Source organism: Nocardia asiatica NBRC 100129 (assembly GCF_000308415.1).
GTDB classification, from domain to species: Bacteria; Actinomycetota; Actinomycetes; order Mycobacteriales; family Mycobacteriaceae; genus Nocardia; species Nocardia asiatica.
The window spans coordinates 1-18,857 of sequence record NZ_BAFS01000173.1 but is presented as its reverse complement, the minus strand read 5'-3'; the positions used below and the strand labels follow the sequence as shown (position 1 = coordinate 18,857).

Sequence of the window (18,857 nt, the reverse complement as noted above, 5' to 3'; positions counted from 1 at the left end):
CGGCAAGGAGGCAGCACGGCATCGGACTACTCGCTTCCGCAAGCCACGGACGTTGTGGCAATGAGATGGATTGAGATTTATCTTATCAACTTCGCTGCCCGCAGGGAAGGCGCGTGGCGGTATGCGTCGCGAAACAAGCTGCGAGACAACGGGATCGGACTCTAAACCGCCCAGGGGCGTGAGGAGGACGACAGCACGACACGATGAAATGTTGATAAAGTTTCGATCGCAACATCTCATCTACTCAGAGCGGGAGAAGATCAGTGAGCAATGCATACGGCCGGAGGACGGTTCGGACGGCGGTGGGGGTGACCAGCGCGGTTGTCTGCACGGTGCTGGCGACGGTGGGGGCCGCGGCCGATCCGAACATCCAGGTTCCGGGCGCCGACGACGGGTTACCCAACTGCGCGGTGCTGAACATCAACGCGTTCGCCGGATACATCGGCACCGGCGAGCCGCGCCCGACCAAGGCGATGGACGAGAATTTCACGACCGCGCCCGTGGGGGACTGGTGCAATACGAATGTCGGTTATTCGTCCACCAGCTACGGCCCGGAGGGCGTGACCTTCGCCAACCCGCCGACGCGGGACGGCCTGTTTCCGTACAACAATTCCGAGGTCCTCGCCAAGCCGGTGTTCGAGCCCGGTCAGACGATGACCATCGACATCAAGGGCGCGCCCGACCTGACGGGCCACAACGGCACCGCGGGCTGGGGCGTGTCGAACCGTTCCATCGATCCGCTCGGACTCGAGATCGCCTGGTTCATGTACAACGGCTCGCACGGATTCCTCGGCGACGCAAGCGAACTCACCCGGCCGATCTTCAACGTCCTCGGTCAGGACCTGCCTCGCGGCTTCTTCTTGATGGTCAAGCGAGGAGGCGAAGTGGTCCCGCAGATCACGCCGCTCGACCCGGCGCTGCTGTCACAGGATCACGCTTACGCCGTGCGTCTCACCGAGCAGCGCGTCGAATTCTTCATCGATGGCGCGCCGGTCGGAACGTTCGGCAGCCCGCCGCACGGCAAGGGCGTCAACATCCTGCAGAAACCGGTCCCGCTGCTCGGCCAGGCATGGCTCGACGGCAGCTACTGGTTCCCGCTGCCGATTCCGGAGTACAACGACCGCGAGCAGCGACTCACGATGACCCGGTACCGGCAGGGGCCGAGCGAGAGCACCCCGCTGCGCTGAGCCCCCTCGATCTTTCTGGCCGCGGGCGGTTCGAGGCCGGTCTCCCGGGTATGCGCGAGTTGTCAGCTTGTTCCGAAATTCCAGGAGGTTGTTGTGGCTGAACATGGAAGCGGTGCCCGGGAAGGCGTCGAAGGCGTCGTCGAAGATGCCAAGGGCAAGGTGAAGGAAGCGGCCGGTACCCTCACCGGTCACGAGGACCTGAAGGACGAAGGCCGCGCGCAGCAGGACAAGGCGGAATCGCAGCGCGAAGCGGCCGGTAAGGAAGCCGCGGCCGAGAAGGCCAGGGCCGAGGCGGACGTCGACGAGGCTCGCCAGTCCGCGCATCAGCACGGACGGTAATTCTCCGCCCGGTCCGCCGGACCAGCGACACCGCCGCCGTCAGCCGAAGCTGACGGCGGCGGATCGTCGTTTCCGAGCGGTCACCACCGCCCGGTCTGCCCTGCTAGGCATACGGCTCGACGGTGCGCACGTACGCGAGGCTCCTGAGCCGTTCGGCTACCTCGGGTGCCGCGGCGATGACCAGGCGATTGGCGCCGCCGTCTTCGACGACGCCGGCGTCGGTCGTCCGCAGCCGGTCGAAGAACTCGGCCCGAACGGCGGCGACACCGAGGTCTCCAGGGTCCAGAAGGATGAGGTATCGGCGATCTTGCGCTGGCATACGACTCTCCTTTCCGTTGTCACCATCCTGGACCGACCGGCCCTGCGCGGACGAAGTGAGCCACTCGAAGTCGCGTCGCGCGCAAAATCGAGGGACGAGCGAGTGCCGTCAGTCCTGGGCCGCCCGGCGGGCGGCGCTCACCGCACGCTTGGCGATGGCCCACCGGTGCACCTCGGAAGGGCCGTCGTAGATCCGGAACGGCCGCACTTCCCGGGAAAGGCGCGCCAGCGGGAGATCGTCGGAGACGCCGAGCCCGCCGCACAACTGCATACTGCGGTCGACAATGCGGAAAATCGCCTCGGCGGCGAATGTCTTCGCGATGGACGTGGCGTTGCTCGCGTGCTCCCCGGTGTCCAGTTCCCAGCAGGCGCGCACCAGCAGCGCCCGGGTGGCGGCGATGTCGATCTCGTTGTCGGCGATCATCTGCTGCGCCATACCGAGATCGCCGATCCGTGCGCCGAAGCCCTCGCGCTCAGCGACTCGCTCGACCGCGATGTCGTGCCCGCGCCGCGCGGCGCCCAGCCACCGCATCACGTGCGTCATCCGGGCGGGGCCCAGCCGGACCTGGGCGTATTCGAAGCCGCGATCGACGGCCCCGAGCACCGCTTCGTCGGGGACGAACATGTCCTCGAAGAAGACCTCGCAGTGGCCGCCGATCATGGCCCGGTCCAACGTGGTGATGTGCCTGCCCACGCGCAGGCCAGGGGTGCCGGCCGGCGCCAGGAACATGGTCGCGCCGCCGCGCTGCCCCGGTTCGCCGGAGGTGCGGGCCATCACGATGAAGAAGCCGGCGCCGTCGGCGCCGGTGATGAAGTGCTTGTGACCGTTGATCCGCCAGCCGCCGTCGACCTTGGCGGCGCGGGTGGTCAGCGCCGCGGGATCGGAGCCCGCCCCGGGCGCGGGCTCGGTCATCGCGAAGGCCGAACGCACTTCGCCGCGGGCCAGCGGCTCCAGATAGCGGGACTTCTGCTCGGGGTCGGCGATGTGGGCGAGCATGTGGACATTGCCCTCGTCCGGCGCCGCGATATTGAGCGCCGTCGGTCCGAACAGCGAGTAGCCCGCCTCCTCGAACACCGGCGCGCGATCCGACATCGACAGTCCGTGACCGCCGTACTCCACCGGCGCGTGCGGCGCGAAGACCCCGGCGTCGCGCGCCTGCTTGTTCAGCGCCATGCGCAATCGGTCGCCGCCCGCGGCGGCGATGTCGCCGTGGTGTTCGTCCTCGATCGGCAGCACCGTCTCCCGCACGAACGCACGGGTGCGGTCGATCAGCGCCCGGACTTCCTCGGAATAGGTCAGATCGATCGGCATCGCGTATTCCTCCTCGACGTTCGGAGCCCGGTCAGATGACCGAACGATCGCTCCATCTGACACTGTCCCATTGCGCGGAGATGGTGTCAAAACCCAGGCTGACGACGATGTACTTCACTCTCCTTGGCGCATAGTGTTCAGCTATCCTGAACACTATGCGAAAAGAGGCGGAGCACGCCGCACCTCACGCGGCGATTCGCCGCGCGCGCCGCGAGACGGGCTTGTCGCTGCGCGAAGTGGCTCGCAGGCTGGGAGTGAGCCCTGCGACGCTGAGCGCCGTGGAGACCGGAAAGACCGGGATCTCGATCGCCCGGCTCACCCGCCTGTCCGATGTGCTCGGCGTGCCCGTCACCCAATTGCTCGGCGCTGGTCCTGCCACGGCCGGCCCGATCGCCGAACCGGCCGAACCCGTTCCCGCCGCGCACGGCCCCTGGCGGGAATTCGCGCCGCTGGAACTCGACCCGGTGCTGGCCGCCGCCCTCGCCTCGTTCGTCGAGATCGGCTACCACGGGACGACCGTGCGGGCCCTCGCCCGGCGGGCGGGCACCAGCGTGCCTGGCCTCTACCACCACTACCGGGACAAGCACGAGTTGCTGGTCCGCATCCTCGACCTGACCATGGACGAACTGCACTGGCGCGTACGGGCCGCACGCGCCGAGGGCCGCGACAGCGTCCACCGGGTGCGCCTGATCGTCGAAGCCCTGGCCCTGTTCCACACCCATCGCCGCGAGCTCGGCTTCATCGGCGCCAGCGAGATGCGCAGCCTCTCGCCGGGTGAACGCGCCCGGATCGCTCGCTCTCGGCGCGACATCCAGGCCGTCCTCGACGACGCGATCGCGCGGGCCCGTGCCGAGGGCCGCATCGCCACCCGCAACACCCGCGCCGCGGGGCGTGCCATCGCCACCATGTGCACCGGCATCCCGCAATGGTTCCGCGAGACCGGGCCGGCGACACCGGAGGAAGTGGCTGCGCAGTACGGCGATTTCGCGCTGGGCGTGCTCGGGGTGGATCCGGCGCAGGAGCGTGCTGCCACCTAGGTGGTGATCGGCTCCACCTTGGGGAACCGACCCCCACTCTCGGGGGCCTGCTGCCGGCGGCGAACAAGGCGGAAAGTTGAACACGTCACCGCCAGCGAACCGGAGGCGCTCATGTCGATCCGCACCACCGTCCCCACCCTGGCGGAACGACGCGTCACGGTCGCGACCGCCGACGGCGTCGCTCTCGCGGTTCGCGAGTACGGTCCGCGCGACGCCGACCGCACCGTCGTCCTCTTGCACGGCCATTGTCTGCGCACCGAGTCCTGGACCTACGTTCGCGACGAGCTGCTGCGCCGATACCCGGGCGCCCGGGTGGTCTGCTACGACCACCGCGGCCACGGCGACTCCGCCGCGGCGTCCCGGATGACCTACAACCTCGACCAGCTCGGCCGCGACCTGCGAGATGTGCTCGACGTGGTCGTCCCCACCGGGCCGGTCGTCCTCGTCGGCCACTCGATGGGCGGCATGACCGTGCTGACCTACGCCGCCCGGTACCCGCACGAGATCGGCACTCGCGTCACCGGTGTCGCGCTCCTGGCGACCGCCGCGAGCGGGCTCGCCGACGCGGGCTTCGGGCGGCTCCTGCGCAACCCGGTCGTCTCCGCGTTCCAGGCGGCCGTCCGCCGCGCCCCGGGGCTGATGCACCACGCGAAAGTCCTGGCCTGCAAACTCTTCGCCCCCGTCATCCGCACCGCCGAGTTCGGCGATCGCGCGGTCAGCCCGCGGGTGCTGGCACTGGCCAACGCGATGCGCAACGAGACGCCGATCGTCACCATGGCGAGCTTCCTGAGCGATTTCATGGTCTACGACCGGACCGACGCGCTCGCGGTCCTCTCGCGGATCCCCACGCTGGTGCTGTGCGGATCCGGCGACCTGATGACGCCGCCGTCGCATTCGGTGGCGATGGCCGCGGCCGTCGAGTACTCCGACTTCGTGATGGTCGAGGGCGCCGGACACTCGGTGATTCTCGAGCAGCCCGGCCGGGTGGCCGACGCCATCGCCCGTCTGATGACGCGAGCGGCCGATCCCGGCCAGGTCACGGCCGGTCACCTCGCTCTCGTCGCCTAGCTGGCCGCGGCCGGTCACACGTAGCGTTGGCGGAGTTTGCCCTTGACCAGCTTGCCGGTGGGGGTTCGCGGCAGGTCGTCGGCGAAGTCGAAACTCCGGGGCACTTTGTAGTGCGCGATGCGGTCGCGCAGATAGTCACGCAGTTCCGCGGCGAGTGCGGAGCCGGGTTCGGCGCCCGGCGCCGCCTGGACGACGGCCATGACGGATTCACCCATCTCCGCGTCGGGCACGCCGATCACAGCCACGTCCAGCACCTTCGGATGCAGGGCGAGCGCGTCCTCCACCTCTTGCGGATAGATGTTCACGCCACCGGAGATGATCATGAAGGCTTTGCGGTCGGTGAGGAACAGATAGCCTTCCTCGTCGACGTAGCCGATGTCGCCGGTGGTGGTCCAGGTCGGATGGCCGGGGTGGACCGCTTCGGCTGTCTTCGCGGGATCGTTGTGATAGGCGAAGGGAACCTCGTCGCGTTCGAAATAGACGGTGCCGATCTCGCCGACCGGAAGTTCCGCACCGTCGTCGCCGCACACTCGGATAGTCCCCAGACCGGCCTTACCGACCGAGCCCGGCTTACGCAGCCACTGATCGCTGTCGATGAAGGTCGCGCCGTTGGCCTCCGTCGAGGCGTAGTACTCGTGCAGGATCGGGCCCCACCAGTCGATCATCGCCCGTTTCACGTCGACCGGGCACGGGGCGGCGGCGTGCACGGCGACCCGCAGGCTGGATACGTCGTAGCGGGCGCGGACGGCCTCGTCCAGTTTCAGCATCCGGACGAACATGGTCGGCACCCACTGGCTGTGGGTCACCCGGTAGCGCTCGATCGCGGCCAATGCCTGCTCGGCGTCGAATTTCTCCATCACCACGAGCGTGCCGCCGAGCGCGTGGACCACGCCGCCGAAGCGCAGCGGTGCGGCGTGATAGAGCGGGGCGGGAGACAGGTAGACGGTCTCGGAGTCGAATCCGTAGAGCGGGCCGAAGATCGCGGTGTAGGTGTCGCCGGGCGCGTCGCCCACCTGCCGGTCCGGCAGCGGCTGCTTGATGCCCTTGGGACGTCCGGTGGTGCCGGAGGAGTAGAGCATGTCCGCGCCGCGCGGCTGGTCCGGCAGCGGCTCGGGGGAGGCGGCCGCCCGGGCGTCCTCGTAGGACTTGTATCCCGGTACGTGGCCGCCGAAGGCCAGCCGGATCTCGACCGCCGGGGTCTGCGCGACGATCTGCTCGGCCGCCTCGGCGAGACCGGCCGACATGATCAGCGCCCGTGCTCCGCAATCGTTCACGATGTAGCTGATCTCGCTCGGCGACAGGTGCCGGTTGACCGCGGTGATGTAAAGCCCGGTTCGCAACGCTGCCCAGTAGGCCTCGTAGACCTTCGGATCGTTCCCGGACAGCAGGGCGACGTGATCGCCCTTGCGCAATCCCGCGTCGTGCAGGTGCCGGGCGAGCCGAACCGAGTTGTCCTCCAGTTCCCGGTAGGTCAGCACTTCGCCGCTCTCGGCGAGCACAACCGCTGGCTTCTCGGGAAATCGGTCGACGTGTGCGCCGGGGTACATGCGGCTCCTCGGTGGAACGGAGCGGTCGATGGTCGACCGCCCGGACTGCACGGGCTCCGGAACCACGGCCGTGCCGACATCCCTGGTCTCCCGTCGAGCGGTTGCTCTGCCACCGTACGATAACTGAAAGTAAACGGCGGTTCTGGTCTATTCGAGAGATTTCGGGATGCGTCCGGACCGCATGGCCGACATCGTCCGCACGGCGGCCCGCGCAGTTGTCTTCCGGGATTGAGACAGGTCCGCGCGGGTAGTTCGATCCGACAACCAAGGAGGACTGCCATGTCACACGGACGAGACAGCGACGAAGACGAGAAGGACAGGAAGCGGCCGAAGGGCGTCGCACCGGGCCCGACCGATCAGGGGCGCGACGGTGGAATGGCGACTCGGGAGGTCGCGCCGGACGTCGCCTCCCCGGATGACGAGCCGCGGCAATCGCCGGACTGAACCTGCTCACAGCGGCTGACCTCGTAATGGAGATCCACGCCGGATATCCGCCCGCACCGATGAGTTCGCCCGCCGTGTGTCGTCTTATTCGATATGACTACACCCACAATCGGCAGCCTGTTGTTGTCCAGCACCGACCCCGCCCGCCTGCGTGATTGGTACGCGGCGGTCTTCGCGCCGAAGGTCGACCGCACGCCCGGCGAGCCCGGCTACGACATCCTGGATTTCGGCGGTTTCTACGTGATGATCGATAGCCGTGACGATGTCGGGGCAGCGAATCCCGAGCCGGGCCGGGTGATCCTGAACGTCGAGGTGGACGACGCCCGGGCGGTGGCGGGCCGCATCGATGACCTCGGCGGGAGATGGCTGGCCGAGCTCGACGATCGCGACGGAAGTCTGTTCGCCACCGCGATCGACCCGGACGGAAATTACGTTCAACTCGTTCAGCTGAGCCCGCAGCACCGCGCCGAGATGAGCGACGGAGGCCGGTGATGCTCACCGACAGCAGCGCGTTCAGTGGATTCTCGGTGGACGACATCGGGGCGGCCGAGAAGTTCTACGCCGAGACGCTGAAGTTGCGGGTCGCCGAGGAGAACGGGATGCTGCAACTCCACCTCGGCGGCGGAGGCACGGTCCTGGTGTACCCGAAACCGGACCACACGCCCGCAACCTTCACCGTCCTGAATTTTCCGGTCTCCGATATCGAGGCGGCCGTGGACGAACTCACCCGCCGCGGCGTGCGCTTCGAACGCTACGAATTCGCCGAGCAGGACGAGAAAGGCATTCACCGCGGTGGTGGCCCCCTGATCGCGTGGTTCACCGACCCCGCGGGCAACGTGCTGTCCGTCCTGCAGCAGTAGCGCCGAGATCCGAGGTACCTCGGATCGTCGGCGGGCGGTCCGGCCGGTCGGCGTCGGTTCCGTGACGCTGCCCGGCCGGGGCCGATCAGGCGCCGCGGCCGGTGCGCTGCTGGAGCTCGTCGATCAACTGCGACGCCTCCGCCTTGGTCAGCTTCTCCGGCACCTCCGCACCCGCCTCCTGGGCCAGGGTATGTAGATACGACTCCTGTGGGCCGGTCATCGGCTCGTCGCCGGTGGTCCACTGATCCGGATCCTTCTCCGGTTTCGGCTGCGCCATCGCCGCTCCTCCCGCTCGACAGAACAAGTGTTCGACTCTCGCCTACCCGGAAAGTGGCCGTTCAATCCCGGGTGAACTGTCGGCGGTCGCGGATCTGTCGGTTCTCGCACCGAGGCCGCTGACGTCGGCTCGGCCGAGCTGTCGAGTCGGGCGAGGCAGCGTCAGGGCGCATCCAGCACACTCGCCGGAACCCCGTAGGGCAGGAAGCGCACCCGACGGCGGGCGTCGGTGTTGTCGCGATGCGCGCGCAAGGCCTCGAGCTCGCTGGGGAAGACCTGGTCGACCCTGGCCTCGCCGGTGTCATCGATGCTGTAGATCGCCCACACCCCGCTGCCGGTCTCGCCGGTCGTCTCGCCCTCGGGTTCCGGTGGACGTGGCCGCTGCGGCTGCGGTTGGACGAACTGGCCGAGCAGCGACGCCAGTGAACCGACGCCGGCGTGATCTATGCGATCCAGGTATACGCCCGCTTTCCCGAGCAGGTCGCGGAGTTCGGTCCCCGCCCCACGCAGTGCGCGTTCGAATTCTTCCGGATCGATGCCGAAAGGCCCGTTGGTTGCCATCGCGTGTGCTCCTGGGGACGAGTTGGGCGCTACGTCCTCAGTGTCCTCGCGAAACGCCGGCTTCGCCACGCCGGCCTCGCCCGTCCTCGAAGCCTGTCACGCATGTCCGACGCGCCGACCTCGCCGGTGGTCGCCGCCCGCGGTGACCTCTCGGCGCTTCTCACCCGAACGCAGGCTCCGTCGTCCGGGTCTACGGGCACGGCCGGGTGAGCCGATCCACGCCGCCGGGTGTCTCCACGCATGAGGTCGACGATGGATTCGATCGGGTTGGTGGCGCGCACCCAGGAGCGGCGCCACGGCAACGGTCTGCGGTCGCGCGCCGTCTTGCTCCGCGAATGAAGCGGCAGTGCAAATTGATTGGCGGTGAGCAGCGCGGGTATGTCGAGCCCGAACGCACGCTCCATCGTGAGCGTCGGATCGCATGAAAGGAAGAACACAATGCTCGGACTCGGAATTCTCGGCTGGATCATCATCGGCGGACTCGCGGGCTGGATCGCCAGCAAGATCATGAAAACCGACGCTCAGCAGGGCATCTTGCTCAATGTCGTCGTCGGCGTCATCGGTGGCCTGCTGGGCGGGTTCCTGCTGAAGCTGCTGGGTGTGGATGTCGAAGGCGGCGGGCTGTGGTTCAGCTTCTTCACCTGCCTGGGCGGCGCGGTTGTCCTCCTGTTCCTGGTCGGGCTGGTGACCGGGCGGCGCGGTGCATTGCGCTGATCTCCCGTGCGTCCGGGGTAGCCGCACCAGGTGACGGCTACCCCGGACGAGTGCACTCCCGATCGCTGCCGACCTGAAAACATCAACGCCGGAGAAAGTCTCGGTCGGCTGGATACGCCGTCGGTAGGTCATCCTGGACACCATGACGATCTCGCTCGAGCAGGCCGATTCCGTGGTCGCCGCCGCCCGCCGGGCCGCCGCCGACCGCGGGGAAACCGTCACGATTGCAGTGGTCGACGCCGACGGCGATCCGATCGCGTTCGCACGCATGCCCGGCGCCCCGCTGCGCGCCATCGACTCCGCTCAACGCAAGGCTGCCGCCGCGATCGCGCTCGGCTTCGACACCATTCAAATGGCCCCGCTCAACGACCCCGGGCATCTGTTGCCCGGGGCCGTGTCGTCTGGAGATCCGGTCGTGCCACACGGTGGGGGTGTGCTCATCCGCACGGGCGGGCTCGTTATCGGTGCGCTCGGAGTATCCGGCGCGGCAACCCCGATCATCGATCACAAGATCGCGGCGGCGGCCGCCCTGTCGGGCTGAGCGTTCAGGCAAGGTCGTCCGGCATCCCTCGTTGTGGTGGCGTTCAGGCACCGATGCATCTTTTCGTGGCATGGAGCCCCTCGCTGGGCCAACGGACGGCGGAGATCAGCCGGTTCTCCCGCTACCGCGCGGCAGGGACCTCTTCGTGCGATATCGCCAGAATTGGGGATCGGCAGGCTCTTTCAGCGCACTAACGTTGACCCACCTGACGTACGCCTGAGACATTCTGTTCGCGAACAGGAGCCCCGCATGCCGATTCCCGGTTTGACGCGCAGATCCTTTCTGCGTGCTGCGGGTTCCGGCGCGGCGGCCCTGTCCGCCGCGGCCTGCACCGGATTCGCTACCAGCGGCAACGGCGGCATGATCTTCCTGTCCACGCAGTTCCGTCCCGCCGACGAGGCCGAGCGGTTCCGCGAACTGCTCGCCGATGCCGTCCCCGGCGTCGGTTACGTGACCATCGAAGAGAGCCCGTTCGCGAGCCAGGTGCGTAGCCAGGTCCATGCGGGCGCGACGCAGATCGGCCTGCTGGGCGGCCTGCACGGCGACATCGCGCCGCTCGCCGACGGCTATCTGGAAGACCTGACCGGCTTGCTCGCCGACCTCGGCGCCCGCGGCTGGCCCGCCGACTACCTGGAACTGGCCAAGCTGGGCACCGACCGCACCTGGTACATCCCCTGGGCGACAGCGAGTTACGTCCTCGCCGCACACGCGGACGCGCTCGAGCACTTGCCGTCCGGCGCAGATGCCGCGTCGCTGACCTATGACCAGTTCCTCGACTGGGCGATCGCCGCGCGCCGCGCCAACGGCAATCGTCCCGTGCTGGGCCTGCCCGCGGGCCCCAAGGGACTGCTGCACCGGTTCGTCCAAGGCTTCTTGCTGCCTTCCTTCACCGGCGGCCAGATCACCACCTTCCGCTCGGACGAAGCTGTCGCGGCATGGCGGTATCTGCGTGAGCTGTGGGCGAATTGCGTTCCGGCCAGCACGAATTTCGACTTCATGCAGGAGCCGCTCGACAGCGGCGAAGTGCGTCTGGCCTGGGATCACGTCGTGCGCCTCGTGCACGCCCCCGAGCGCGATCCGCACAATTGGCGGATGCTTCCCGCGCCCCGTTCGGCGCACGGCCTCGGCTATATGGCCGTGATCGCCGGACTCGCGATTCCCAAGGGCAGCTCGGACCTCGAACTGGCGCAGCGGACGATCGACACGCTCACCCGCCCCGAAACACAACTGCGGTTGCTCCGTTCCAACGGCTTCTTCCCGGCGGTCGACACGGCGATCCCGGCCGACCTGCCGCCTGCCATCCAGCTCGAGGCCGACGCGGTGCGCCGACAGCAGGAGGCGCCGGGCGGCATCCTGTCCTTGCCGCCGGTGGGCCTGGGCCAGCGTGAAGGCGAGGTCAGCAAGGTCTTCAAGGACAGCTTCCGCTCGATCGTGCTCGACGGGGCCGATATCCGTTCCACGCTGGATCAGCAGGCACGGGTCCTGCAGAGCATTCTCGACGATGTGCGGGCGCCGTGCTGGGCTCCCGACCCCGCCGACGACCTGTGCCGGGTGGGCTGGCCATGACGTCCCGACCGCGCTCGCCATGGATGCTGCTGCTGCCCTCGATCGTTCTGCTGACGGCGCTGTTCGGCTGGCCGCTCGTGCAGGGTGTGCTGGAGGCGTTCCGTGACGACCACGGCTTCACCCTCGCCCACTGGAAGCGATTGTCCGACGATCCCTACGTTCGCACCGCACTGCGCAACACCCTGCTGCTGATCGTCATCGTGGTGCCGGTCCAGCTCGCGCTCGCCGTCGGCATGGCGCTGCTCATGCAGGCGCGGCCGCGGTTCGCCGGCGGTCACTTCTACCTGTGGTGCCTTCCGCTGGCGATCTCCGAGCTGGCCGCGGGCCTGGTATGGCTGTCCATCTTCGACAACCGCGGCTACCTGAACTCACTGCTGGTCGGCATCGGGGTCGCGGACGAGGGAGTCCAGTGGCTCAGCTACCAGAACACGGGCACCATGCTGTTCGCCGTGGTGGTCGCCGAGATCTGGCGCGCGACGTCACTGGTGTTCGTGATCGTGGTGGCGGGCGTGCAGATGATCCCGCGGGACTACGACGAGGCCGCGCAGGTGTTCGGCGCGAATCTGTGGCAGCGGCTGCGGCATGTGACGCTGCCGCTGCTCGGGCCGAGCCTTCAGGTGGCGCTGATCCTGCGAACCATCCTCGCGCTGCAGGCTTTCGCCGTGGCGCAGGCGCTGACCGGGCGGGACTTTCCCCTGCTGGTGGGGGAGACCTACGAGTGGTACGCGAATCTGCAGAATCCCGCGGTCGCCAGCGCTGTCTCGCTGATCGTGCTGGCGATCTCGCTCGCCACCGCGGTGTTCTACCTGCGGGCGGTCCGGCAGCCGGAGCAAGCGCGATGAGGCGCGGTCGCGTCCCGCTGATGGAGGCGGCCGTGTGCGAGTACGCCCGCCGAGGATCACGATGAACCGAACGGAGGCGCCCCCGCGGCGCGCACTGCCGCCCATCGATCGCGCACCCTTGCGCAGGCGCCGCAGACGCGCGGTGGGCGTGCAGGTGGCCTGCTGGGCCGTGAGCTCGTTCATGGCGTTGCCGATCGTGCTCATCGGCCTGGCCGCGGTGTCCTCCCGCGAGGCGCTCAACGAGTTCCCGAAGCCGCTGATCCCGAGCGACTTCTCCACCAAGACTCTGGTTTCCTTCTTCCGCGCCACGGGAACGATCGAGGCACTGGGCAATTCGGTGCTGGTCGGCCTCTACACGGTCTTCTGGTCCCTGGTGATCGGCGCGCCCGCGGGGTACGCGCTCGCGCGCCACGCGTTTCGCGGCAAAGACACCTACCAGGTCTTCATCCTGTTCGTGCGCGCGTTGCCGATCGTGGTGCTCTCGGTGCCGCTGGCCACGATGTTCCTGCGCATCGAGGTGTACGACACGGTGCTGGCCGTGACGCTGGTGCACACCACCCTCGCGTTGCCGACCACCGTGCTCATCACGGCGAGCATCTTCGTCGCCGTGCCGCCGGATCTGGAGGAGGCGGCCCAGGTCTTCGGATGCAGCCGCTGGCAGGCCGCGCGCCGGATCGTGGTTCCGCTCGCGCTGCCGGGGCTGGCCGCGTCGTCGATCTTCACGTTCGTCCTGTCGTGGAACGAGATCCTCGGCGCGACGATCGTGACCCTCGGGCACCGCACGCTGCCCGCACAAGTGCTCACGGCACTGGACGAAGCATCGACCGCGTACCGATTCGCGGGCGGTTTCGCGTTGATCATCCCGGCGCTGGCGTTCATCTTCGTCATGCGGCGCTACCTGGTGAACATGTGGGGGACGACGCTGCGATGAAGGGGTTCGCTGATGGCTGAAGTGATCGTCCGGGATCTGGCCAAGACCTACCCCGGCGGCACGGCGCGTGCCACCGCCGAGGTCTCGCTGGAGATCTCCGACGGCGAGTTCATGGTGCTGCTCGGGCCGTCCGGCTGCGGCAAGACCACTTTGCTGCGCATGATCGCCGGACTGGAGCTGCCGGACTCGGGACAGATCGTGATCGGCGGCAAGGACGTCACCTATCTCGAACCTCGGCGGCGCAATCTGTCGATGGTGTTCCAGTCCTACGCCGTGTTCCCCAACAAGAAGGTCGCCGACAACATCGGCTTCGGTCTGCGCGTGCACGGCGTGCCGGCCGACGAGATCCGCCGCAAGGTCGCCTGGGCCGCGGAGCTGTTGCAGCTGACCCCGTACCTGGACCGGTATCCGGCGCGGCTGTCCGGCGGGCAACGCCAGCGTGTCGCGGTGGCGCGGGCGATCGTGATGGACGCCGACGTGCTGCTCATGGACGAGCCACTGTCCAACCTGGACGCGTTGCTGCGGCTGTCGTTCCGGGCCGAACTCAAAAGACTCGTCGCGGAACTCGGCACCACCACGATCTACGTGACCCACGATCAAGTCGAGGCGTTGTCGCTGGGCAATCGCGTCGCCGTGATGCGTGCCGGGACGATCGTCCAGTGCGGCCCGCCCACCGAGGTCTACGACGACCCGGCGACGGAATTCGTCGGCGGCTTCCTCGGCAGCCCGCCGATGAATTTCCTCACCGGCACGATCCGCGCGGCGGAGGCGGGGTCGCGCATCGACCTGGGTGGGCAATCGCTCGCCGTTCCCGCCGCGCTGTCGTCGTTCGAAGGCTCGACGCTGCGGCTCGGTATCCGCCCCGAGGCCGTCGTGGTGGACGACGGACCGGCGGCCGCGACGGTGCGGGGCGAACTCGAAGTGCTCGAGCCACTCGGCTCCTCGACTCTGCTCACCACCCGCGTGAGCGGGCAGACGGTGAAAGTGCAAGCGCCGCCCGGCTTCCGCGCCGAGGAGGGCGGCGCCACGAGCCTGTACCTGCCGCCCGAGGCGTGCCGCTGGTACGACCCGGAGACCGGAATGCTCTTGCCGGTCCGGTGATCACCGGGCTTGCGCGGTCCGGCGGTGGCCTGGTTCGGGCCCCCGGCACCGGAGGCCGACCCTCGAGCGGTCAGGCCGGAACCCGGTCGGCGGCGAGGAAGTCGTCGACGAAGCGCAGCGCCCGGTCTTGCAGGCCCGCATAGTGGGCTTCGCGGATCGCGCCGGTGAGGGCTTCGTCGAGCAGTAGATTACCCGCGGCATCCAGGCGCTGCTTCTTCTCCTCCGCGCCGGGCAGCAACCCCACCGACGACTGGGTGAGGCCGCAGTAGTAGGCGATACCGTCGTTGAGTTGCGTGCTCAGCGCATCCTGCATGAGTTCGACGACCGCGTCGTCGTCTGCCGCGCCCGCCAGGCCCAGCCACAGCATCCGCTTGCCCGCCAGCCGGGGTTTGCTGCGGCCGTAGGCGAATCCGTAATTCCACACCCGATCGATCCAGCCTTTCAGAATCGCCGGGACCTGCATCCAGTACACCGGGAACACCGCGACGATCACGTCGGCGGCGAGGATGCGCCGCATATGGCTCTCGACTTCGGGGGAGTAGGCCTTGTCCCGGTTGCCCCATTCGGGCAGGTCGGCGGCGGTCATCCGGGGATCGAAGTTCTCGGCGTGCAGGTCCAGCAGGTCGATCCGGTAGCCGGCCGCGGTGAGCCGCCGGGTGGCCAGTTCGGCGATATGGGCGGTCAGCGAATCAGGCCGGGGGTGGGCGACGACGACCAGCGCGGTGTGGGTGGTGGCGGTGTCCACGGTCGGGTTGTGCTGCACGAGGGCCTCCCTGTTGGTCCGGAGTTCCGGACGATCGGTGGTGCGGTTCGGGTTTCATTTCACACCCCGGGCAATGGACGATCTATGGGTAAAGATCTACATTCGATAGGAGTTCGTCTACTCTCGTGGTGTGGACCCATTGAGCAAACTGCTGGGCGGTATCCGTGCGGAGGGAGCCGTGCTCACCACCGCGGTCTTGGAAGCACCGTGGAGCATCCGGTTCGCCGACGAGGCGCCGCTGACCATGGTCACCGTGCTGCGCGGTGGGGGAACACTGCTGCTGCCGGGTGGTCTCGAGCGTCGGATCACGGTGGGGGACACCGCGATCGTGCGCGGCCCGGAGGCGTTCGTCCTGGTCGACCGCACGGATACGGTCGGCGTGCCGCACGAGCAATACGATGTCGCTTGCTTCGCGCCGGACGCGAAATGCGATCCCGCGCTGAGCGGTGGTCGCTGGGGAAACGGCTCTGCCGGTGAGACCGCTCTGATCGTCGGCGCCTATCGGGCGTCCGGCCGCCGCCACGAACGGCTGCTGCGGGCGCTCCCACCCGTTTTGGTCGTGACCGACGACGTGGAGGTCTGCGCGTGGATGGAGTCGATCGCCGTGGACGCCGCGCGGCGTCCGGCCGGAGCGCAGGCGATGATGGACCGGCTGCTCGACTGGGCGCTGGTGTGCACCCTGCGCAACTGGTTCGAGGAGCTGGACGCCGACGCGCCGGGTTGGTATCGCGGCCCCGCCGATCCGGTCGTCGGGCCGGCCTTGGCGGCCATGCACGGAAAGCCGGCCGCCGGGTGGACGGTCGCGTCGCTGGCCTCCGAGGCGGGGGTATCGCGGGCGTTGTTCGCCCGGCGGTTCTCCGAGGTCATGGGGCAGTCGCCCCTGGCCTATCTCACCGAATGCCGGATGGACGAGGCGGAAGAACTACTGGCCGACCGAAATCTCACCGTGGCGCAGGTGGCGAAGGCCGTCGGTTATGCGGACGCTTTCGGTTTCAGCGCGGCGTTCAAGCGACATCGGGGCGTGCGCCCCAGCGATTTCCGCGCCACCGCCGATGTGGGAGCGTAAACCGGTCCACCCAGCTCGACGGCGAGCTCAGTGCGAATGAACCCGCGAGTGAGCCTCTTCGAGAGAACACCCCGCCAGTAGCGCCGTGACCCCGCTTGCGAAGTTGGGACACTCGACAATGTCCTCGTGCGGGCAAGCCAGACCGTGAGCGATGGCGGTGCGTGCCGCCTGTGCCTGAGCGATCCGTTGATCCAGTTCGGTGAGCTTGCGCTGGTACAGCTCCCGCCACCCCGCCTCGGCCGGCGAACGAGATGCGATGAACGCTTTGATCTCTCGCAACGTGAAACCGACGTTTCGCAGCGCCAAGACCATACCGACCAGCCCGACCGCCGACGGCGGATAACGCCGTTGACCCGCGACCCGGTCCAGGACCGGTAGCAAGCCCAGGTCCTCCCAGTAGCGCAGGGCGGAGGCGGCGACACCGGTGCGGCTCGCCAGCTCGCCGATCGTCAACAGGTCGCTCATTTGACTTCAAGCATACTTGAAGTCGTTGACTGACGATCATGCAGAAAGCAGCTACAGCTCTCCAGCAACGCGCCATCGGATACTTGGTGCGCCAGGCCCGTCGACCTCGAGGCGTCGCCGGGTGGATGAACGGCTGGATGTTCGCTCTTCGCCCTTCCAACCGGCAGCGCAACCTCTGGGCGGTGTCGTTGCTGGAGGTGCAGCCGACCGATCGGATCCTCGAGATCGGCTTCGGTCCCGGCGTCGCTATCGCCGAGTTCGCCCGCCGCGCCACCGAGGGCCACGTCTTCGGCGTCGACCACTCCCGAGCCATGGTCCGGCATGCCGCCCGCCGCAACTCCGTCGCCATACGCGCCGGCCGCGTGCATCTCACGAACGCCTCGGTGGAGCAGTTGCCGAGTTTCGGCGATCCGCTCGATGCCATCCTCGCCGTCAACTCCGTGGGGTTCTGGCCCGACCCGGTAGAGCGGCTGCGCGAACTGCGCCGCCTGCTCCGTCCCGCGGGACGCATCGCCCTCGTCAGCCAGCCCCGCTGCCCCGGCGCTACCCGGGACACCACGGTGCGAGCAGCCCAAGAGCTTCAAGACATGCTCATCGACGCCGGCTTCGCCCATCTCCGAGTCGAAACCCTCGACCTCGACCCGCCAGTCGCCTGCGTGCTCGCCACCAATCCGACCTCATAACGGCCGACAGACACCCACGGGCTCGATAGCGCCGAGGTTGCTGACCAGGGCTTTTCCGGGCGGCCGGGCGGAGGGATCGACACCCCGCCCGGCGTCCGGGAACACCCAGGTCATCGGCCCTTTCGATACGCTGATCACAGGACCGCGCCGCAGCCGTACGGCTGCAGTTGCCTGGCGCCTCGGCCCCGCGGCACGCGTGGCGGTGGGCACGCCGAATAGTATGCCTGTGGGAAACTATGCTTCCCCCGTATCGGAATTACCTCCGCACGCCTCCGGATACCGCGCCATCGAGCTCCCGGAGGAAATCCAATAGTAGTCCGTTCACTTGTTCCGGTCGTTCTTGCTGGATGAAGTGGCCGGCACCCGCCAGTACATGCGATCTCAAGTCTGGCACAATGGATTTCATGGCTTGTGCCGGCGATATGGTACGAACCAGATCCTCGGACCCGGTTACGAACAGAGCCGGCTGCCGCACCAGACCTTCGTCGGCCAAGTCAACGGCATGCACCCCGAACGCCTACTCGAAACATCCTGAACTGGCCGGGGTCGCCGACTCATGATTTCCCTGACGCGCGCCGCATCTGGTCGTCTGCTTGGTCGGGTGGGGTGCCTGCGGGGATGACGAGCAGAGTCAGCTGGGCGTCGTTCGTGCCGAGCAGGTGCATGGTGCCGGGTGGTTGGCCGGTATCGGGTCCGTGTACTTCGACGCCGTCCGGGTTGTCGATGCGGCGTTGGCTGAGACTGACCGCGTTCCAGTCGAAGCTGACGTGAGCGGTGGGGCCGAGGCGTGGGGTGAGGGCGCTGATCAGGTCGTGCAGTTCGGCGGTGAGGTTGTTCGTCCATGGCCACCAAGCGCCGTCGACGCGCTCGGAGCCGGTGCCGGGTTCACGGAGTAGGAGGCGTGGGGTGCGGGTCGGTGTTCGGAAGGGTTGCCGGTCGGGTTCGGGTGGGCCGGTAGTACGGCTCATGTCGTGGTGGTTGGTGATCGGGCGTTGTCGAACGATTCGGGGCATGTCCGTTTCCTGTGCTCTCGGGGTTTGCGGCGTTGCCGACTCGGCGGTGACGGCGGCCATCAGGGCCGTGTGCGCGGTGTCGTCGGCGGTGGACGATGGGATTACGCGGAGCACGATCAGCTCGCGGTCGCGGCCGAAGACGTACATCGTGTTCCACAGTTCGAAGGGGTAGGGATCGAGCCGGACGGTGTGACCTCTGACGGTCGTCTGCCGGGGCGTGTCC

The 18,857-nt window shown here is 68.0% G+C and carries 23 protein-coding genes and 1 pseudogene; 15 read left to right on the top strand and 9 right to left on the bottom strand.

All coding sequences use genetic code 11. From position 1 onward, the window contains the following. Window positions 1–308 precede the first annotated feature (308 nt). Both ON27_RS16430 and mbp1 read left to right on the top strand, forming a co-directional pair. Complete coding sequence (locus ON27_RS16430; protein WP_245559975.1) at window positions 309–1,187, top strand: hypothetical protein; 879 nt, start codon at window positions 309–311, stop codon at window positions 1,185–1,187. A gap of 93 nt (window positions 1,188–1,280) precedes the next feature. Continuing rightward, a complete protein-coding gene (mbp1, locus tag ON27_RS16425) occupies window positions 1,281–1,526 on the top strand; it encodes a microaggregate-binding protein 1 (protein ID WP_043727312.1) in 246 nt (81 codons plus the stop codon). 103 nt (window positions 1,527–1,629) lie between these two features. Here the strand turns inward: mbp1 and ON27_RS16420 are convergent, their stop codons facing one another. Together ON27_RS16420 and ON27_RS16415 are read right to left on the bottom strand one after the other, a co-directional pair. Next, window positions 1,630–1,845, bottom strand: a complete 216-nt coding sequence (locus ON27_RS16420) for a hypothetical protein (protein ID WP_043727309.1) — start codon at window positions 1,843–1,845, stop codon at window positions 1,630–1,632. A 108-nt stretch (window positions 1,846–1,953) separates the two neighbouring features. Beyond that, a complete protein-coding gene (locus tag ON27_RS16415) occupies window positions 1,954–3,156 on the bottom strand; it encodes an acyl-CoA dehydrogenase family protein (protein ID WP_043727304.1) in 1,203 nt (400 codons plus the stop codon). Between the two features lie 155 nt (window positions 3,157–3,311). Here ON27_RS16415 and ON27_RS16410 point away from each other — a divergent pair, with 155 nt between their 5' ends. Then, window positions 3,312–4,193, top strand: a complete 882-nt coding sequence (locus ON27_RS16410) for a TetR-type transcription factor C-terminal domain-containing protein (RefSeq protein ID WP_051046673.1) — start codon at window positions 3,312–3,314, stop codon at window positions 4,191–4,193. A 111-nt stretch (window positions 4,194–4,304) separates the two neighbouring features. Next, complete coding sequence (locus tag ON27_RS16405; protein WP_051046672.1) at window positions 4,305–5,261, top strand: alpha/beta fold hydrolase; 957 nt, start codon at window positions 4,305–4,307, stop codon at window positions 5,259–5,261. Between the two features lie 14 nt (window positions 5,262–5,275). Here the strand turns inward: ON27_RS16405 and ON27_RS16400 are convergent, their stop codons facing one another. Next, window positions 5,276–6,808 carry an acyl-CoA synthetase gene (locus ON27_RS16400; protein WP_043727297.1) on the bottom strand — a complete coding sequence of 511 codons (1,533 nt, stop codon included), beginning with the start codon at window positions 6,806–6,808 and terminating at the stop codon, window positions 5,276–5,278. 279 nt (window positions 6,809–7,087) lie between these two features. Here ON27_RS16400 and ON27_RS43910 point away from each other — a divergent pair, with 279 nt between their 5' ends. The 3 genes from ON27_RS43910 to ON27_RS16390 all read left to right on the top strand — a co-directional run bounded on the left by ON27_RS43910 (window position 7,088) and on the right by ON27_RS16390 (window position 8,112). Beyond that, window positions 7,088–7,252, top strand: coding sequence for a hypothetical protein (locus ON27_RS43910; protein ID WP_169334512.1), 165 nt, complete (start codon window positions 7,088–7,090; stop codon window positions 7,250–7,252). Window positions 7,253–7,345: 93 nt separating this feature from the next. Further along, window positions 7,346–7,744 carry a VOC family protein gene (locus ON27_RS16395; RefSeq protein ID WP_043727293.1) on the top strand — a complete coding sequence of 133 codons (399 nt, stop codon included), beginning with the start codon at window positions 7,346–7,348 and terminating at the stop codon, window positions 7,742–7,744. Next, the gene (locus ON27_RS16390) at window positions 7,744–8,112 is read left to right on the top strand and encodes a VOC family protein (RefSeq protein WP_043727289.1); all 369 of its coding nucleotides are present in this window, start codon (window positions 7,744–7,746) and stop codon (window positions 8,110–8,112) included. Before ON27_RS16395 ends, ON27_RS16390 begins: the two co-directional genes overlap by 1 nt. An 85-nt stretch (window positions 8,113–8,197) precedes the next feature. Here ON27_RS16390 and ON27_RS16385 read toward each other — a convergent pair whose 3' ends face one another. Next, window positions 8,198–8,389: a DUF3072 domain-containing protein gene (locus tag ON27_RS16385; protein WP_043727286.1), complete on the bottom strand. Its 192-nt coding sequence runs from the start codon at window positions 8,387–8,389 to the stop codon at window positions 8,198–8,200. 161 nt (window positions 8,390–8,550) lie between these two features. Continuing rightward, window positions 8,551–8,949, bottom strand: coding sequence for an Rv0313 family protein (locus ON27_RS16380; RefSeq protein WP_043727283.1), 399 nt, complete (start codon window positions 8,947–8,949; stop codon window positions 8,551–8,553). Between the two features lie 438 nt (window positions 8,950–9,387). On the opposite strand from ON27_RS16380, the gene ON27_RS16375 reads away from it, so the two are divergent. From ON27_RS16375 to ON27_RS16350, 6 genes are all read left to right on the top strand, one after another. Continuing rightward, complete coding sequence (locus tag ON27_RS16375; protein WP_043727280.1) at window positions 9,388–9,663, top strand: GlsB/YeaQ/YmgE family stress response membrane protein; 276 nt, start codon at window positions 9,388–9,390, stop codon at window positions 9,661–9,663. A 142-nt stretch (window positions 9,664–9,805) separates the two neighbouring features. Beyond that, window positions 9,806–10,204 carry a GlcG/HbpS family heme-binding protein gene (locus ON27_RS16370; protein WP_043727275.1) on the top strand — a complete coding sequence of 133 codons (399 nt, stop codon included), beginning with the start codon at window positions 9,806–9,808 and terminating at the stop codon, window positions 10,202–10,204. 249 nt (window positions 10,205–10,453) lie between these two features. After that, on the top strand, window positions 10,454–11,770 hold the full coding sequence (locus ON27_RS16365; RefSeq protein ID WP_043727271.1) for an ABC transporter substrate-binding protein: 1,317 nt from the start codon (window positions 10,454–10,456) through the stop codon (window positions 11,768–11,770). Then, entirely contained in the window at window positions 11,767–12,612 is an 846-nt protein-coding gene (locus ON27_RS16360; protein ID WP_043727357.1) for a carbohydrate ABC transporter permease, read from the top strand. The genes ON27_RS16365 and ON27_RS16360 overlap by 4 nt, the downstream gene beginning before the upstream one ends. A 61-nt stretch (window positions 12,613–12,673) precedes the next feature. Then, window positions 12,674–13,543 carry a carbohydrate ABC transporter permease gene (locus ON27_RS16355; RefSeq protein WP_043727267.1) on the top strand — a complete coding sequence of 290 codons (870 nt, stop codon included), beginning with the start codon at window positions 12,674–12,676 and terminating at the stop codon, window positions 13,541–13,543. Window positions 13,544–13,555: 12 nt separating this feature from the next. Next, a complete protein-coding gene (locus ON27_RS16350; RefSeq protein WP_043727264.1) occupies window positions 13,556–14,644 on the top strand; it encodes an ABC transporter ATP-binding protein in 1,089 nt (362 codons plus the stop codon). Window positions 14,645–14,714: 70 nt separating this feature from the next. Here the strand turns inward: ON27_RS16350 and ON27_RS16345 are convergent, their stop codons facing one another. Then, window positions 14,715–15,407 (bottom strand): NAD(P)H oxidoreductase, encoded by a 693-nt coding sequence (locus ON27_RS16345; protein WP_043727260.1) that lies wholly within the window; start codon window positions 15,405–15,407, stop codon window positions 14,715–14,717. A gap of 130 nt (window positions 15,408–15,537) precedes the next feature. Here ON27_RS16345 and ON27_RS16340 point away from each other — a divergent pair, with 130 nt between their 5' ends. Continuing rightward, the gene (locus ON27_RS16340; protein ID WP_043727256.1) at window positions 15,538–16,473 is read left to right on the top strand and encodes an AraC family transcriptional regulator; all 936 of its coding nucleotides are present in this window, start codon (window positions 15,538–15,540) and stop codon (window positions 16,471–16,473) included. 27 nt (window positions 16,474–16,500) lie between these two features. Here the strand turns inward: ON27_RS16340 and ON27_RS16335 are convergent, their stop codons facing one another. Further along, window positions 16,501–16,926, bottom strand: coding sequence for a MerR family transcriptional regulator (locus tag ON27_RS16335; protein ID WP_218003003.1), 426 nt, complete (start codon window positions 16,924–16,926; stop codon window positions 16,501–16,503). Between the two features lie 50 nt (window positions 16,927–16,976). Here ON27_RS16335 and ON27_RS16330 point away from each other — a divergent pair, with 50 nt between their 5' ends. After that, entirely contained in the window at window positions 16,977–17,621 is a 645-nt protein-coding gene (locus ON27_RS16330; protein WP_051046671.1) for a class I SAM-dependent methyltransferase, read from the top strand. A gap of 554 nt (window positions 17,622–18,175) precedes the next feature. On the opposite strand, the gene ON27_RS45835 is transcribed toward ON27_RS16330, so the two are convergent. Both ON27_RS45835 and ON27_RS45830 read right to left on the bottom strand, forming a co-directional pair. Beyond that, the gene (locus ON27_RS45835; protein WP_043727349.1) at window positions 18,176–18,589 is read right to left on the bottom strand and encodes a DUF5994 family protein; all 414 of its coding nucleotides are present in this window, start codon (window positions 18,587–18,589) and stop codon (window positions 18,176–18,178) included. Window positions 18,590–18,745: 156 nt separating this feature from the next. Continuing rightward, window positions 18,746–18,793: pseudogene (locus ON27_RS45830) on the bottom strand (hypothetical protein); the annotation flags it as partial. Between the last annotated feature and the right edge of the window lie 64 nt (window positions 18,794–18,857).